The organism is Comamonas sp. A23, from assembly GCF_004522605.1.
In the GTDB taxonomy this organism is placed as follows: Bacteria; Pseudomonadota; Gammaproteobacteria; order Burkholderiales; family Burkholderiaceae_C; genus Comamonas; species Comamonas thiooxydans.
Window position 1 is genome coordinate 1 of the sequence record NZ_RSDT01000014.1, and the last position, 15,079, is coordinate 15,079.

A 15,079-nucleotide genomic window follows, 5' to 3' on the forward strand; every position below is an offset into this window, starting at 1 on the left:
ATCGTCCAGCGACAGATGCCCTTGCTTGCGTAATGCAATTGCCAGGTGTTCTTGCTCTTGAGAAAGATGCTGGCTTGCTCTGTCCCGAGGACCCATGGGCTCATCGAGAACAGAGGTGCGCGCACGCACTTGGCCACGGCCAAGCTGCTGAAATCCGCGTCTCCCGACATGCCTTTGGGGGCTCGTCTGTATCTCGACAACTGCGCAGCCTGCCACTTTGTCAGCGGCAAGGGCGCTCCCGAGATCTTCCCCGAGCTGCAAGGCAATGCCATGGTGCTGGGCAAGGATGCCAGCCCGCTGGTGTCGGTGATTCTCAAGGGCGCTTCATCGCCCGCTACGGAGCGCCGTCCCATGCATCTGGTGATGCAGGGCTATGCCGACCGCCTGACCGACAGCGAAGTGGCCGCACTGGCCACCTTTCTGCGCACGGGCTGGGGCAACCAGGCTTCGGATGTGAGCGAAAGTCTGGTTAGCAAGGTGCGCAAGCATGTGCAAGTCGATGCTGCTCCGCCGCGAGCCCTGTAGACAGCATGAGCGTCCGCCAGGTGCCTTGTGCGCCGGGCCGGCTCCCGAAAACCCGGCCCGATGGAAATCCGGCCGGGTTTTTTCATGCCGCTGTCGTTTGCCGGAGTGACTGAGCAGTCCAAATATCAACAGGCCGCATCACTGTGCTTAAGTGATGCGGCCTGTTGCATATGCGTATTGCGGATCAACCAACCGGATGCTGACGGTAAACGGCGCGGTATGTTGAATGGTTTTGCTGCGTCGGTAAACGTGCTTCCATGGACTCAAGTGTGCATGTTGCAGTGCAGAAAATGTTGCTTCAAATTCTGTAAATACAGTGTTGCTACAGAAAATTTTTCTGTTTTTGAATTTTTGGCGGTAAATTCCAAGATATGGATACTCTGGATAAAAAGATTCTTGCTGCATTGCAGGCTAACGCGCGCGCCAGTCTGCAGGAGATTGGCGCGGCCGTGGGTCTGAGTGCATCACCATGCTGGGCACGCATCAAGAAGATGGAGGAGGCCGGCGTGATCGAGGGCTATACCGTGCGTCTGAACCCGCAGGCGCTGGGACTGGCCGATTCGGTTCTGGTCATGGTCACGCTGGACAGCCATTCGGACAACACGCTGGAGAAGTTCGGCGAGGTGCTGGCCACCATTCCCGAGGTAGTGGAGGCGCATCTGGTTTCGGGCGAGTACGATTATCTGCTGCGTATCGTTGTCAAGGACACGCGCGATTACGAGCGCCTGCTGCGCGAAAAGCTCTACAAGATCAAGGGCATACGCCATAGCCAGTCCAGCTTTGTGCTGCGCACGCTGAAGAAGGCCGACCTGCCCCTGGGAGTGTGAAGCAGCATCGCTCTAAGCGGTGCCAGGTGTGGCTGAAGTCATTCAGGTTTCAACTCTCATCGAGACCTGGATGCAGACCGGATCGCTGGCCGCGTTGGCCCATCTGGGGGGCTGCGCGGCGGATGTGATGGAGGAACGGATGAAGCTGATTCGGTGCCGGGGCGCCGCGTCAACTGTCTCAACGCATGGCGCGGCGCAGGCCGGCGCTGCTCCAGTCCACGGCAATGCTCAGCAAAAGCATGGCCATGATCACGGTGCTGGCCTGGGCATAGTGGAACAGCGAAAGCTCGAAGTACAGCAGCTGGCCCAGACCGCCGGCACCCACAAAGCCCAGAATCGCCGCCATGCGGATATTCATTTCCCAGCGGTACAGCGTGTATGCCAGCAACTGCGGCGCTGCGCCAGGGAGGGTGCCATAGCAAAATGCCAGCAGGCGATTGCTGCCGCTGAGCTTGAGCGCATTCGCGGGGGCGGCCGGAGCATTCTGCAAGGCCTCGGCAAACAGGCGGCCCAGCACGCCGGTGGTATGCAGGGCCAGGGCCAGCGCACCGGCAAACGGGCCCAGGCCCACGGCCAGCGCGGTGATCGTGGCCCAGACCAGCTCGGGCACGGAGCGCAGCACGTTGAGCACCACATTCCATGGCGCACGCCAGCGCGGCAGGGCCAGCAGCAGGCCCGCGATCGCGGCCAGCAAGGTGCCGACTATGGAGATGGCCAGGGTCTCCCAGATGCCTTGCAGCACCTTGAGCAGCCAGGACTGGCTCAGATCGGGCGGGAAAAAGCCACGCACGAAGTCGCCCATGCTGGCGGCAGCATCTGCCGTGAACAGCGCAGAGAAATCAATATCCAGAAGCCGCAGACTGGCCCATAGCGCCGCGCAGGCAGCCAGCAGAAATGTGCCGGTTCGCCAGCCGAAGGGCTGGGCGCGCGCAGCAGGCGCGGCGTCGAGCGCGCGACGCAGCCACCAGGAAAGCAGATCGGCCGCCGCCACCAGCAGCATGAAGGCCAGCAGAATGCTGGCGGCTTCGCCGCCGTTGAGCATCTTCATGGCCTGATCCATGAGCTGGCCCAGGCCCCCCGCCCCGACAAAGCCCATGACCACCGAGGCACGGACCGCGCATTCCCAGCGGTAGACGGTGTAGGAGGTCAGCTCCTTGGCAGCCTGGGGCAGCAGGCCATAGAGCAGGGCCTGGATACGGCCGGTGCCGCTGGCACGCAGGGCGCGGGCCGGGGCGGGGTCGGTGGATTCGAGAATTTCCGCATAGACCTTGGCCAGCATGCCGCCATAGGTCAGGCCCAGGGCCAGCACACCGGCTGCCGGGCCCAGGCCGAAGACACGCACGAACACCAGAGCCCAGACCAGCTCGGGAATGCCGCGCAGGATGGTGAGCACGCTGCGGGCGATGGGGTTGAGCGTGACTCTCTCGCGTGCCGCGCCCGTGGACAGATAGGCCATGGGTACGGCAATCACAAAGGCCAGCGCCATGCCGGCCGTGGCGATGGCCAGGGTCTCCAGCGTGGCCTGAGCCAGATAGGCCAGAAACTCCCTACTGGTCTCGGGCGGCAGAAACTGCGCGAGAAAGCCGCCGATGACTTTGAGATTGTCGGCATCGAAAAGCGGCTTGAGCGAAAAGCCCGAGGTCTGCAGCATGGGCCAGAGCACGACCAGGGTCAGGATCAGGCCGCTCAGGCGGCCGCGAGCAGAGGGGTCGCGGCGTGATGGCCGGGCTTGCTCGAGCATGTCTACCGGCATGCGTTCACCTGGATGGGAGTGGGCGTGATGCTGGCGGGATCGCGCTGAGCCAGGCGGTTGTGCAGCATGGGCAGGTCGGCCGCTCTGCCATCGGTATGGGCATAGAGCGCTTGCAACTGCGCATCGCTGACCTGCGCGGCCGGCAGGTCAAAGGCCAGGCGGCCATCGCGCACGCCGACGATGCGGGCAAAGTTGGCCAGCGCCAGATCGACGGCATGCAGGCTGACCACCAGCGTGGCCTTGCGCGCGGCGGCTTCCCGCACCAGCAATTGCACCGTGGCCTGCGAGAGTGCAGGGTCCAGGGCCGAGACCGGCTCGTCGGCCAGAATCAGTTCGGCCTGCTGGTAGAGCACGCGGGCAATGCCCACGCGCTGCAGCTGGCCGCCGGAGAGCTGGTCGCAGCGTGCAAACAGCTTGTTCTCGAGCTGCACGCGGGCCAGGGCCTCGCGCGCGCCCGCAATGTCCTGCGGATAGGCCAGCGATGCCAGCGCCTTCCACAGCGGCCACTGGCCGAGCTTGCCGGCCAGCACGGCCGTGACTACGCGCTGACGAAGCGGAATGGGGGCGGCCTGGTGCACGGTGCCGATGCGGCTGCGCAAAGCCTTGAGTTCGCGGGCGGCGGATTGCGCAGACGCGGTCCGGCCCAGCACCTGCATGCGACCTGCCGTGGGCAGGTAGGCTGTGCCTATGGTGCTGAGCAGCGAAGTCTTGCCGGCGCCCGAGGGGCCGATGAGCGCAATGCTCTCGCCCTGGATGGCGGACAAGGAGATATGGGACAGGGCGGTAAAGCCGTTGCTGTGGGTCAGGCCCACATCGTCCAGCATGAAGCTCATGAGACGAATACTCTGAAAACAATAGCTGCCAACGCCTGATAAATAAGCGTTGGCAGTCAAAAAAGCTGAATTTCTTACTTCAGCAGACCGGCGGACTTGGCGGCAGCTTCGATGCCGTCGTAGTTCTTGGAGTCGGTGGCGATGAACTTGGAGGCGCGCTGCAGGTCCATGATGGCCTTGTGCTCTGGCTTGCTGGGGTCCAGTGCCAGGAAGGCAGTAGTCAGTTTCTTGACGATGGCTGGGTCCAGGTCGCCGCGCACCGTCCAGTTGTAGTCAAAGTAGGTGGGCGTCGTGGCGAACACGCGCACCTTGCTCGTGTCCACCTTCTTGGATTCGACCAGCTTGTCCCACACCGAAGTGTTGAGCACGCCGGCCTCGGCCTTGCCTGCGGCCACAAAGGCCACGGTGGCGTCATGCGCGCCCGAGTAGGCCACGGTCTTGAAATCTTTTTCGGGATTCAGGCCGTCCTGCTGCAGGAAGAAACGCGGCATCAGGCTGCCTGAGGTGGACGAAGGTGCACCGAAGGCAAAGGTCTTCCCCTTGAGGTCGGCCAGCGTCTTGATGGCGGGGTCGGCCGTGATGAACTTGCTGGTGAAGACCGCATCTTCGGCCCGTTGCACAATGGGGATGGCCGTGCCGTTGGTGCGAATCTTGGCCTGCACATAGGTGAAACCGCCCAGCCAGGCCAGGTCCAGCTTTTTGGTGGCCAGGGACTCGACCACGGCTGCGTAGTCGGATACGGGGGTGAACACCACCTTCATGCCGGTGGCTTGCGAGAGGTATTCGCCCAGGGGCTTGAACTTGCGCTGCAGCTCGGTCGGTGCCTCGTCAGGAATGGCCGAGACGCGCAGCACGGCGGGGGTGTCTGCATGCGCTGCGGACAGCAGGGAAGAGGAGGCGAGAGCTGCCACGGCCAAGCCGCGCAGCGCCTGGCGGCGAGCGAAAGAGTGCGTCATTAAGTGCTCCGTTCAAAAAGCCACCGCCGTCCGGATACACGGCGGTTTAGTAGGTCGCAAGCGTCTGGCTTGCGGCGAATGGGAACCCATAGGCGGTACACCGACCGCTGGCGCTTATTGTTACGTAATTGAGAAACCCTCGGTGCAGTCTTTGCTTGATTTGAATAGCAAAAAGCCCCGTGGGGACGGGGCTTGGCATGAAAGCGATTGCTTGTCTGCAGGTTTCAATATTGCAGATTGAGCTGGTAGATGGCCGTGGTGCCGCTGACCTCGTTGCCCACCATCAGCAAGGGTTTGCCGTTGGGTGACTTGGCGGCAGAAATGAAGTGCAGGCCTTCGGGGCCCAGATCGCCCACATCGCTGAGTGCAGTGCCTGCCAGCGCGGATTTGCTGTCAAAGCTGGCGGTCCAGTTTTCGCGAGTGTTCAGATAGTCGATCTGCTTGGGTGCCTTGGGGTCGGTGATGTCGAACACCAGAATGCCTCCCATGCGTTCCAGGCCCACAAAGACAAAGGTCTTGGTGCCGATCTGGCCCACGGTCAGTCCTTCGGGCTCGGGACCCTTGGCGCTGCTGCGCGCATCGAGCCTGGCCGTTTCGTCATGACCGGTGTTGAAGTAGGTGGCGCAGGCAATGTCACGTCTGGCGCCCAGCTTGCATTCGGGGCTGGCGATGAATTTTTCGATGGCCGCGCCAGAGTCCCAGACCTGCTTGCCCTTGGCATCCCAGATGGAGATGGAGCGGCCGCCATAGGCGTATAGCCTGTCATAAGTCAGGTAGCCCTTGCCATCCTTGACGGGGTTGCCGCTGCTGTCGGTCTGGTAGCCCATGGTCCAGGTGACCTTGAGGCGGCCCAGTTTGTCATCGTCGCGGCAGGTCTTGGGGTCTGTGCCGACCGCGCCGCACCAGGCAAAGTTGCTGGCATTCAGATAGGCGCCGCTGGCCAGCTGAGCCAGATGGGCAGGCAGATCGTCGCCCGCGCGGCGCAGAAAGCCGTCCTTGTGCACCAGGTGCTTGATGCGCCACTCTTCCACAAAGCCCTTGCTCATATCGCCCGCCGTGGCCGGGGTGTTGGCCGTCTTGTCGGCGGCCGTGCCGAAATAGCTCTTGTTGCCTTCACCCCAGGCGCGTGCATCGCCTTCGTTGGCAGTGACCAGATAGGTCGCACCGTCGGCGGCCTTGTAGGCGGCGATGGAGTCGGGCTGGTACATGCCAAACACATTGGCGGCCTGGGTGATGTTGATGACCGGGCTCTTGCCGTCGCTGTCGGCGAAGTCCAGCTCGTTGCCGGCCGCGCCATGATCCTTGTAGCCCAGAGCCACCACATCGGTCACGGTGGCGCTGGCGATGTCCACGATGGCCAGCGCATTGTTTTCCTGCAGCGTCACCCAGGCCGTCTTGCCGTCCGGGGCCACGGCAATGTATTCGGGCTCCAGGTCGTTGGCCACGGCGGCCGTTCCCAGGCCGTCTGCGGTCGGGCCGAAGATGCGCACGCCCTTGGCCAGCAACTGCGCCTTCTGGCTGTTGAAGGCCTTGAAGTCGGCAGTGCGCGCCACGGGCTTGGCGGGCGTGCTCACATCGATCACGCTGATCGAGCCTTCGGGGTCGATCTGGTAGTCATCGCTGGGCTCGCCCTCGTTGGCGACCAGAATGGTCTTGCCGTCGGGGGTGAAGGTCAGCATATCGGGCAGGGCGCCCACGGGCACTTCGGCGATCACGCCGAGCTTGTCGGCGTCATAGATGACGACCATGCCCTTGTCCGTCTTGACCGATGCCTGCACGGCTGCAGCCACCAGGCCGCCATGCACGGCCACGCTGTTGATGGAGGCCCCCGCACCCAGCGAGAGCTTTGTGGCATCCAGGCTGGCCAGCATGCGCGGTGCGGCGGGGTTGCTCATGTCCAGCACGTCGAGCGCACCCTTTTGGGCGTTGACCACAAAGCCGCGCTTGGTGACAGGATCGAAAGCCGTAATTTCGGCGGCGCTCTGCAGAAAAATGCCCGACTGATAGCTGCCGATTTTCTCCAGCGTGAGCGAGGTGGGCGTCTTCTCGGGCTCGGGTGCCGGCGCCGGGACTTCAGGAATCGGAGCAGGCGCTGGTGTGGTGTTGTTCGTGTTGTTGTCACCGCCACCGCAGGCGGCCAGGGCAGCGGCTGCGATCAGGGAAATCAGAAGAGGTTGGCGAAAGGTCTGTGCAGATGTCATTGAGAGTTTGGCAGGTGCAGGAAGAAAACTACGATTTGTAACCAGCCTCTGTTTCATCTCTGTGAAACCGTTTCGTGTTCTTTGCGCAACAAGTTTCGGTCAAGCGCTTGGCAGTTGGGCTTGCAAGCAAATACACTCGCCAGCCTTGCTCCACCTGCGCTATTCGCTCTCATTTTCGAGGTGCACCATGTCCCGCCGTATTCGTTTGAGCTAAACGACTTCGTCACACGCTGATCTTTCTCGCGTGTGCGCTGCGGTGTGGAACTCCCGCTCTGTGAAGGGCGGCAATCTTCCTGCTTGGCGTCTCTGGCCTGAATTGCATTCGGGCTCCAAGCTCCTCCCACTCTCTGAACTCCAGGCCGGCCCTTTGCTTGGCTGCTTGGGTTCTGTCTTTTTCCGATGGCAGCGGAGAGCGGCGCTGTCCATGTCCTTGATTTGTCTGCCGCGCCTTTTTTGCGCGTGGCTTATTCCCTTTTAGGAAAGCACAACATGACTTCACCACATCTATTCAATCTGGAGATCCTCAAATATCCGCGCACGCCGCATCTGCGTGGCTCGCGGCTGCAGATCGGCGATCAGGCAGATGCCGTGCCTTACGATGCGCTGGCCGGCCGGCATATCGTTGTCGAGGAAAAGCTGGACGGCGCCAATGCGGCACTGAGCTTTGGTGCCGACGGCAGCTTGCTGCTGCAGTCGCGCGGCCACTATCTGCAAGCCGATCAGATGGGCGGGCGCGAGCGTCAGTTCAACGCCTACAAGCAATGGGCCCGAGCCCATGAGAGCGCGCTGATGGCGCTGCTGGACGATCGCTATGTGATGTATGGCGAATGGCTGTATGCCAAGCATTCTCTGTACTACGACGCCTTGCCGCACTGGTTTTGCGAGTTCGACATCTGGGACCGCTCGGCGCAGCAGTTTCTGGACACGCCGCAGCGCCACGCGCTGCTGGACGGTGTGCCCGTGGTGTCCGTGCCCGTGCTCTACGCGGGCATCGCACCGAGGCGCATGCAGGATTTGCTGGCATTGCTGACACCATCTCTGGGGCGCAGCGCAGGCTGGAAGGCTATGTTCGAGGATCAGGTGCAAAGACAGAAGCTGGATCTGCCGTTGGCCTGGCGCCAGACCGACCGATCCGAGCTGGCCGAAGGTCTGTATATCAAGGTCGAGGAAAACGGCCAGACCGTGGAGCGCTACAAGTTCGTGCGCTCCGACTTCGTGCAGGTGATCCTGGAGTCGGGCTCGCACCACAGCGAGCGGCCCATTGTCGCCAACGGTCTGCGCACAGGCGTCGATATCTTTGCCAACAAGATTCAAAAAAGCTGGTGAGGCTTGTCCAACAAGCGTTGATAGCTATCAAAACCGTGGTTTTCATGAGGAGGCTGCGGTGAAAGGAGAATTTATGTGGAGCTGGAAACAGATCGCGGCCCTGGTGCCGCATTCCGCTCACCATGCGGTGGACTGGGCGGCCTGCCTGGAGGCTTTTCCGCAACTGGAGCTGGCCAAGACCACGCCGCAAGATCCGATCTACCATGCCGAAGGCGATGTCTGGACGCATACGCAGATGGTGGTGACCGAGCTGCTGCAGGACGGCGACTATGCAGGGCTCACCAACGAGGAGCGCGAGACAGTCTTTCTGGCCGCGCTGCTGCACGATGTCGCCAAGTGCTCGACCACGCAGATAGCCGACGACGGCCGCATCTCGCAGCCCGGCCATTCGCGCCGGGGTGCACTCGATGCGCGGCTCATGCTCTGGGAGGCGGGCGCGCCCGTGGCCCGGCGCGAGGCGGTCTGCCGCCTGATTGCAGTGCATCAGGTGCCGTTCTTCGCCTTTGCCGATTCGCGCCGAGGCGTCTCGCCCGAGTTCATGGTCAGAGAGCTGTCCTGGCAGGTCGATCTGCATTTGCTGGTGCTGCTGGCCCGTGCCGATATTCGCGGCCGCATCTGCCCCGATGTGGGCAATGTGCTGGTGAATATCGAGCTGTTCAGGGAGCTTGCGCTGGAGGAGGGCTGTTTGCGCAAGCCGCGCAGCTTTGCTTCGGCCGAGACGGCAGTGCGCTATTTCCGCGGTGCCGAGTTGCACCCGGACTACGCCTTGCACGAAGAGCCGGGCTCGCGCGTCATCGTCATGTGCGGTCTGCCTGCATCGGGCAAGAACCACTGGGTGGCCCGGCATCATGCGGGCCTGCCCGTGGTGTCGTTTGACGATGCGCGCACCGAACTGGGCCTGCGCCACGGCGAGAACGAGGGCGCTGCGGCCCATCATGCGGTGGACAAGGCCAAGAGCCTGCTGCGCGCCAAGGCCGCTTTTGTCTGGAATGCCACGCATCTGTCCAGGCAGATGCGCGGCAAGACGCTGGAGCTGTGCCTGGCCTATGGCGCGCAGGTGGAACTGGTGCATCTGGAGGCAAGCAGGTCCACCTTGCTGGCGCGCAACAGCAAGCGCGACACCACGCTCGGCAATGCCGCATTGCTGGGCATGTTGCACCGATGGGAGGTACCCTTGCCGACCGAGGCGCATGGGCTGCAACTGCTGGTCAACGAGTAGTCCGCGTAAAAACGAAAAGGAAAAAGGGCCTGGAAGTTTCCAGGCCCTTTTTTTGGGGATCGCAATGCCGTGCTCAAGGCTGTTGCATGGCTTGCGGGTAGCCCTGGGGGTTGAAGCGTGTCACCAGCAGGCAGACCAGCGCGGCGACGCCGGCCTGATAAAGCCAGCCCGTCATCCAGCTGTCGCTGATCTGGTGCAACTGTGCCATGACCAGAGGGGCCAGTGCGGCGAGGATGAAGCCGCCGCCCTGCATCAGCGAGTTGAGGGCGCCGGCCTGTGTGGGCGATGGCAGATGGTCCAGCGCCACCAGCATGAAGAGCGAAAAGCAGCCGCCCAGTCCCAGACCCAGCACGATGGCATTGAGTGTGGGCATGGCATCGGGCCAGAGCCCGAGGCCGGCAAAGCCGATGATCTGCAGCAGCAAGGCCAGCACGACCCAGCTGCGGCGGTCCAGGCTGCGGCGCGCCAGGGCGGGCATGGCCAGCGCCGATGCGGCCTGTGCAATCGACAGAATGGCCAGCAGCGAGCCGCTTTGCGTGGCCGTCCAGCCATGGGTCTGATAGAACGGAGCGAGCCAGGCAACGGTGGAGCCATAACCGCCGTTCATCAGGCCAAAGCTGATCAGCAGCAGCCAGGTGCGGCCCCGGCGCAGCAGCCAGCCGGTGTCGCTGTCGGCTTGTATCCGGGGCGCGGAGGGGGCAGGGGCAACGGGCTCGCGCATCAGGGTCAGCGCATACCAGGCCAGCGGCAATGCCAGCAGCACCGGAATGGCCCAGATGGCCAGCGAAGCCTGCCAGCTCAGACCCAGCTGCATGGCCACTGGCGAGAGCTGGGCGCTGAGTGCACCGCCGCCCATGAGTGCAGCCGAATACAGGCCCATCATGGGCGCCACGTTGTGGGGAGACTGGCGCTTGATCAGTCCCGGCAGAATGCTTTGTGCCAGCGCCACGCCCGCGCCGCAGAGGCCGGCCGTGGCGATCAGCAGACTGCCGGTGGCGTCACCAGCAGGCGTCAGGCGCAGGGCGCAGCCCAGGGCAATCAACAGCAACGAGGCGCAAATGGCGGCACGTGCGCCCCAGCGTCGCAATGCCGTGGGAGCAAGCCAGCCGCCGATGCCCATCAGCGCCATAGGCAGCAGCGTGAGCCAGGAAAAACTGCGCAAATCCATGCCCGTGGCCTGCTGTATGGTCGGTGCCAAGGGGCCGGGGGCAGTCAGAAAGGGGCGCAGGTTGATGGTGACCAGTATCACCACGACCAGCCACAGCAGCGGCGGTACGCGGTGCGTTTGGGAATATGTCGATGTCATGAAGCGCTGAGGCTGCCAGCGTTGCAACGCGCTGGTGCGATTGCTGGTCGCCTTAGGCAGCCCGGTTTGTTGTTGTGGTTTTTGGCGGCAACGAGGATCAGGCAGCGGGCCAGGCCTCGTCACCATAGAGCTGGGCCGCGCGGATGCCGGTATCGATGCGGGTGATGGGCAGCGGCTGCGGCGTCAGCGACAGGCGCAGGCGCTGGTAGCTGCTCTCGCTGGACAGGCCATAGGGCGCGGCGTCCTGGTTGTCGAAGGCGAAGAACACCTGCTCGGCACCATTCATGACCAGGGCTGCCAGGCACATGGGGCAGGGGTGGCCACTGGCATAGATGGACAGGCCTGCCAGGCTGGGGTTGGCGCGTTTTTGCGTGCCCGCGCGTATGGCCTGCATTTCGGCATGGGTGCTGGGGTCGTGGCTGACAATGATTTCGTTGACGCCGGTGGCAACGACTTCATTTCCCTGGGCGAGCACGGCGCCGAACGGGCGGCCGCCCTGGAGGCGGTTGGCATGGGCCAGGTCCACGGCCAGGCGCATCAGTTGTTGTGGGGTACCGGAAGTTGGACTCATGACTAAGAAAGATATGGCGGCGAGCGTCGGATGCCTGATGCATCAGCGCCGCAACTGTTGTGTTTGAAATGGGCAAGGCGGCGCTCAGCGCCGTGCAGCGTACACCTGCAGTGCCGTGCCGCTACCTGTCTGGAAAGCAAAACTTATTTGCTCTGAGGGCGTTGGCCGCCTATTAGTTCCGCCCAGGCCGAGCAGGCGAGCTCGACCTGCTGGCGTGCCGCCGGGCTGGCGGCCAGCATGCGTGCAAAGCCGTGGACCATGGCCGGGGCGCGCAAAAGCTGCAGTGGTGCGCCCAGTGCCTGGGCAGCATGGGCAAAGGCTTCAGCCTCGTCGCGCAGAATATCGTGGCTGGCCGTCATCAGCAGTGTGGGCGGCAAATGGGCGATGGCTGCGCTGCAGCAGCCCGGCGTCCGCCATTGAGCGGCCTGGCCTTCGGGCCGGCCCAGTTCCTGCCAGTAGCGCTGCATGGCGGCGGGCGTGAGCCCGAAGCCTGTGGCAAAGCGGCGCATGCTGTCATTGTCCTGATCGGGCTGAAGCGGGGGGTAGAGCAGCAGCAGGCCTGCAATGCGGGCCGCATCGGTGGGTTGCTGAATCTGGCGCACCGCCGCTGCCAGTGCCAGATGGGCGCCAGCGCTATCGCCACCGAGCAGGACCTGGTCAGTCGCAAAAGGCTGCAGTCCGCGCATATCTCTCAGCCATTGCAGCACGGCCATCACATCGTCCAGCGGCGCGGGAAAGGGGTTTTCCGGCGTGCGGCGGTAATGCACGGACAGCACGGTATGGCCGGTGAACTGGGCCAGATGCTCGCACAGGTCGTCATGGGTGTTGAGATCGCCCACCATCCAGCCGCCGCCATGCAGCCAGACCAGCGTCCGGCCGCTGCCCGCACCTTGCTTGCGATAGCTGCGCAGGCAGATCTCGCGGCCCTCTGCGGCCAGGAAATGCTCAGCCCTGGAAATGCCGGGTAGTGCCGAGCGAATCAGCCCGGCCTGCAGCTCGCTGAGCAGACGCCGGCGTTGCACATAGTCGAGCTGCGGGGTCGGCGTCTCCGCATCGAGCCGGGCAAAGCGCTGCAGCGTGCGTGCCAGAGCCGGGTCCATGGGCTGCAGAGGCAGGCTGCGGCCCTGATCTGTGCCCTCGCTCATGGCTGCTGGTCCGCCGCCAGCGCAGGAGCGCGATAGACCATGACCTTGAGGCTGCGCTCTTCGTTCACATCGGCAAATACGGCCGGGTTGGCCAGGCGCTCGACGAACTGGAGCTCGGGTGCGATTTCCGCCATCTGCTCGCGCAGAAAGTCGGTGCCGAGTTCGGGGGCGTTCAGGCACAGCAGGACCTGGCCGCCCGGCACCAGCAGATCGGGCAGGCGGCGCATCAGGCGCGCATAGTCCTTGGTGGCGATGAAGCTGCCTTTTTGGTAGCTGGGTGGGTCCACGACGATCAGGTCGTACGGTCCGCTGCGGTTGATCTTGCCCCAGCTGCTGAAAATATCGTGGGCGGCGAAGCTGGCGCCGGCCTTGACGCCGTTGAGCTGATGGTTGTGCTGACCCGTGGCCAGAGCGCCCTTGCTCATGTCCATATTGAGAACCTGGCCCGCGCCGGCCAGCTTGGCCACGACCGAGAACGCGCAGGTATAGGCAAACAGATTGAGCACCTTCATGCGCGCGGGCCGCTCATGGGCCAGCACCTGCCGGCGCACCCAGTCGCGGCCGGCGGCCATGTCGAGGAACAGGCCGTGGTTCTGCCCGCGTGCGATATGGATCAGATATCGCGCGCCGTTCTCTGTGACCACATGCGGCTCGGGCAGCTCCCCGGCCATGACGCGGGTTTCGACCTTGCCGCCGCTTTCGCGGGTCTGGAAGGCCCAGGTCAGAGCCTGGCCGGCCGGGGCGATCTGCTGCCAGCGCTGCTCCAGCGCCTGACCAATCTGGCTCAGTTGGGCTTCCTCCATGGGGGCAAAGCTGGTCAGCACGATGACGGGCGCAAAAGCATCCAGCGAGATCTGTTCGCAGCCCGGATACCGCCCCCCGCGGCCATGAAAGATGCGCTGGGCATCGGTGGGTAAGGGCATCTGGGCAATGGCGGCTAGCAGGGCTTGCATGGAGAGAAAACAGTCACACGGTCAAACAAGCCGCCAGTGTAGGCATTGCAGCGAGCTCCGGTGACCAGGGCGGCACATGTCCCTTGCAATGCTTGGCAGCCCGGTCCAGCGCTGACGGCCTCGGGACTCGCGCCGCCCGCGTCCGTTCACTCAGTGGTAGATGCGCCGCACATCGAAAAAACAGCTTTCGGTGCCTCCAATACCTTGCAGGCCGGCCTCTGCAGCGGCGCGGGCAGCTTTCATCCAGCGGTGGAAGGTGAGCTTGGCGTCGTCGGTGATTTCTTCGGGCGGGGTGTCTTCCAGGCCTTGCACCAGCGACAGGGCTTGTCCGACCTGTTCTTCCCCGCCAAGCTGGCGTGCCAGTACGCGGGCATAACGTGCCTCGGCTTGTTGGCGTTTGTCCTCGGGCAGCTCGGGATAGTCGCAAAGAGAGACGGTGAAATGGGCTTCTTGCATGTCCGTATATCCACAGTGTTTTGACTGTCTAAATATACAGTAATTAACTGTTTTTGCATCCAGTCTTTTGGGAATTTTTGCGAAAGCATATGGATTGCGTTTTGTAGACTGTGGCCATGAACCACGCTGCTTCGTTGCCATTTCCCGGCCATGCCCTGTTTGTCACGCGTATTGGCGTATGTGGTCTGGCCTGGAATGCCACTGCCATCTGCGCCGTGCAACTGCCCGAGGCCAGCTGGGGCGAGACTCGGGAGCGCATGCTGCTGGGTCTGTCCAAACGCCATGCGCTGCAGCCGCAGCGCGGGCCTGCGGCCTATGGTGCCGTGACCTCCATCTCCGCTGTTCCGGGCTTTGCCCTGCAGGCCATGGCGGGGGTTCAGTGTCTGCTGGCCGGAGTGAATGCGCAGATCGAGCCGGGCTGGGCGCAGCCCAGCGCAGAGGCCGTGGCTGCCGGCGTGCTGGGAGATATGCGGCAGGACAGGGGGCAAGGCGCGGTTGGTGTTCTGCCTGACCTGCAGGAGATTGCACTCGACGAGTTCGCCGTGCCTGCATTTCACAGCCGGGTCTATGCCTTCACGCGCGCCCTGGCGCCAGGCCGGACCAGCACTTATGGTGAAGTTGCAGCAGCGCTGGGTGAGGCTGGTGCTGCGCGCGCCGTGGGCCAGGCCCTGGGTGCGAATCCGTTTGCGCCGATTGTTCCCTGCCATCGCGTGCTGGCCGCAGGGCGGGCACCGGGAGGCTTCTCGGGCGGTCAGGGCGCTTTGACCAAGCTGCGCATGCTGGAGATCGAAGGCGGGGCCTGGGGCGGCACGCAGTCGCTGTTTGCCGATTGATGCCGATTGAAGGCGCCGGATGCGCTTTGCCTTGCTGCTGCTGGCAGACCCTGCAAGCCGCGCCAGCGCGGGCTCTGCCACCTGCGGGACAGCGCCGACACGCAGGTGACAACACAGCGTCTGAGGCGCCCGCACAATTCATGCAGCTTTTGACGGGCAGGCCTTGCAAGGCACT

14 protein-coding genes are annotated in these 15,079 nt (G+C 63.5%); 5 read left to right on the forward strand and 9 right to left on the reverse strand.

The window, feature by feature from the left end; translation table 11 throughout:
- Nucleotides 1-129: 129 nt before the first annotated feature.
- Together EIC84_RS22935 and EIC84_RS22940 are read left to right on the forward strand one after the other, a co-directional pair.
- Nucleotides 130-525: a cytochrome c gene (locus EIC84_RS22935; RefSeq protein WP_240701982.1), complete on the forward strand. Its 396-nt coding sequence runs from the start codon at nucleotides 130-132 to the stop codon at nucleotides 523-525.
- Between the two features lie 371 nt (nucleotides 526-896).
- On the forward strand, nucleotides 897-1,352 hold the full coding sequence (locus EIC84_RS22940) for an Lrp/AsnC family transcriptional regulator (protein WP_003062481.1): 456 nt from the start codon (nucleotides 897-899) through the stop codon (nucleotides 1,350-1,352).
- Nucleotides 1,353-1,530: 178 nt separating this feature from the next.
- Here the strand turns inward: EIC84_RS22940 and phnE are convergent, their stop codons facing one another.
- From phnE to EIC84_RS22960, 4 genes are all read right to left on the reverse strand, one after another.
- On the reverse strand, nucleotides 1,531-3,105 hold the full coding sequence (gene phnE, locus EIC84_RS22945) for a phosphonate ABC transporter, permease protein PhnE (protein ID WP_046460237.1): 1,575 nt from the start codon (nucleotides 3,103-3,105) through the stop codon (nucleotides 1,531-1,533).
- Nucleotides 3,096-3,938: a phosphonate ABC transporter ATP-binding protein gene (locus EIC84_RS22950; protein ID WP_003062474.1), complete on the reverse strand. Its 843-nt coding sequence runs from the start codon at nucleotides 3,936-3,938 to the stop codon at nucleotides 3,096-3,098. Before EIC84_RS22950 ends, phnE begins: the two co-directional genes overlap by 10 nt.
- A 74-nt stretch (nucleotides 3,939-4,012) precedes the next feature.
- Nucleotides 4,013-4,894 (reverse strand): putative selenate ABC transporter substrate-binding protein, encoded by an 882-nt coding sequence (locus tag EIC84_RS22955; RefSeq protein ID WP_003062471.1) that lies wholly within the window; start codon nucleotides 4,892-4,894, stop codon nucleotides 4,013-4,015.
- A gap of 224 nt (nucleotides 4,895-5,118) precedes the next feature.
- Nucleotides 5,119-7,095, reverse strand: a complete 1,977-nt coding sequence (locus EIC84_RS22960) for a choice-of-anchor I family protein (RefSeq protein WP_003062467.1) — start codon at nucleotides 7,093-7,095, stop codon at nucleotides 5,119-5,121.
- 489 nt (nucleotides 7,096-7,584) lie between these two features.
- On the opposite strand from EIC84_RS22960, the gene EIC84_RS22965 reads away from it, so the two are divergent.
- Entirely contained in the window at nucleotides 7,585-8,421 is an 837-nt protein-coding gene (locus EIC84_RS22965) for an RNA ligase family protein (RefSeq protein WP_003062464.1), read from the forward strand.
- Nucleotides 8,422-8,494: 73 nt separating this feature from the next.
- Complete coding sequence (locus EIC84_RS22970; protein ID WP_003062461.1) at nucleotides 8,495-9,640, forward strand: AAA family ATPase; 1,146 nt, start codon at nucleotides 8,495-8,497, stop codon at nucleotides 9,638-9,640.
- Between the two features lie 73 nt (nucleotides 9,641-9,713).
- On the opposite strand, the gene EIC84_RS22975 is transcribed toward EIC84_RS22970, so the two are convergent.
- The 5 genes from EIC84_RS22975 to EIC84_RS22995 form a co-directional block, all read right to left on the reverse strand.
- Nucleotides 9,714-10,946, reverse strand: a complete 1,233-nt coding sequence (locus EIC84_RS22975; protein WP_034361460.1) for a cyanate transporter — start codon at nucleotides 10,944-10,946, stop codon at nucleotides 9,714-9,716.
- Between the two features lie 97 nt (nucleotides 10,947-11,043).
- Nucleotides 11,044-11,484, reverse strand: a complete 441-nt coding sequence (locus EIC84_RS22980; RefSeq protein ID WP_003062451.1) for a nucleoside deaminase — start codon at nucleotides 11,482-11,484, stop codon at nucleotides 11,044-11,046.
- A gap of 176 nt (nucleotides 11,485-11,660) precedes the next feature.
- Nucleotides 11,661-12,662, reverse strand: a complete 1,002-nt coding sequence (locus EIC84_RS22985) for an alpha/beta hydrolase fold domain-containing protein (RefSeq protein ID WP_003062447.1) — start codon at nucleotides 12,660-12,662, stop codon at nucleotides 11,661-11,663.
- Nucleotides 12,659-13,615: a class I SAM-dependent methyltransferase gene (locus EIC84_RS22990; protein ID WP_003062444.1), complete on the reverse strand. Its 957-nt coding sequence runs from the start codon at nucleotides 13,613-13,615 to the stop codon at nucleotides 12,659-12,661. The genes EIC84_RS22985 and EIC84_RS22990 overlap by 4 nt, the downstream gene beginning before the upstream one ends.
- 150 nt (nucleotides 13,616-13,765) lie before the next feature.
- Nucleotides 13,766-14,071: a hypothetical protein gene (locus EIC84_RS22995; protein WP_003062441.1), complete on the reverse strand. Its 306-nt coding sequence runs from the start codon at nucleotides 14,069-14,071 to the stop codon at nucleotides 13,766-13,768.
- Between the two features lie 116 nt (nucleotides 14,072-14,187).
- Between EIC84_RS22995 and EIC84_RS23000 the strand changes: the two genes are divergently transcribed.
- Complete coding sequence (locus EIC84_RS23000; protein ID WP_003062436.1) at nucleotides 14,188-14,904, forward strand: methylated-DNA--[protein]-cysteine S-methyltransferase; 717 nt, start codon at nucleotides 14,188-14,190, stop codon at nucleotides 14,902-14,904.
- Nucleotides 14,905-15,079 lie beyond the last annotated feature (175 nt).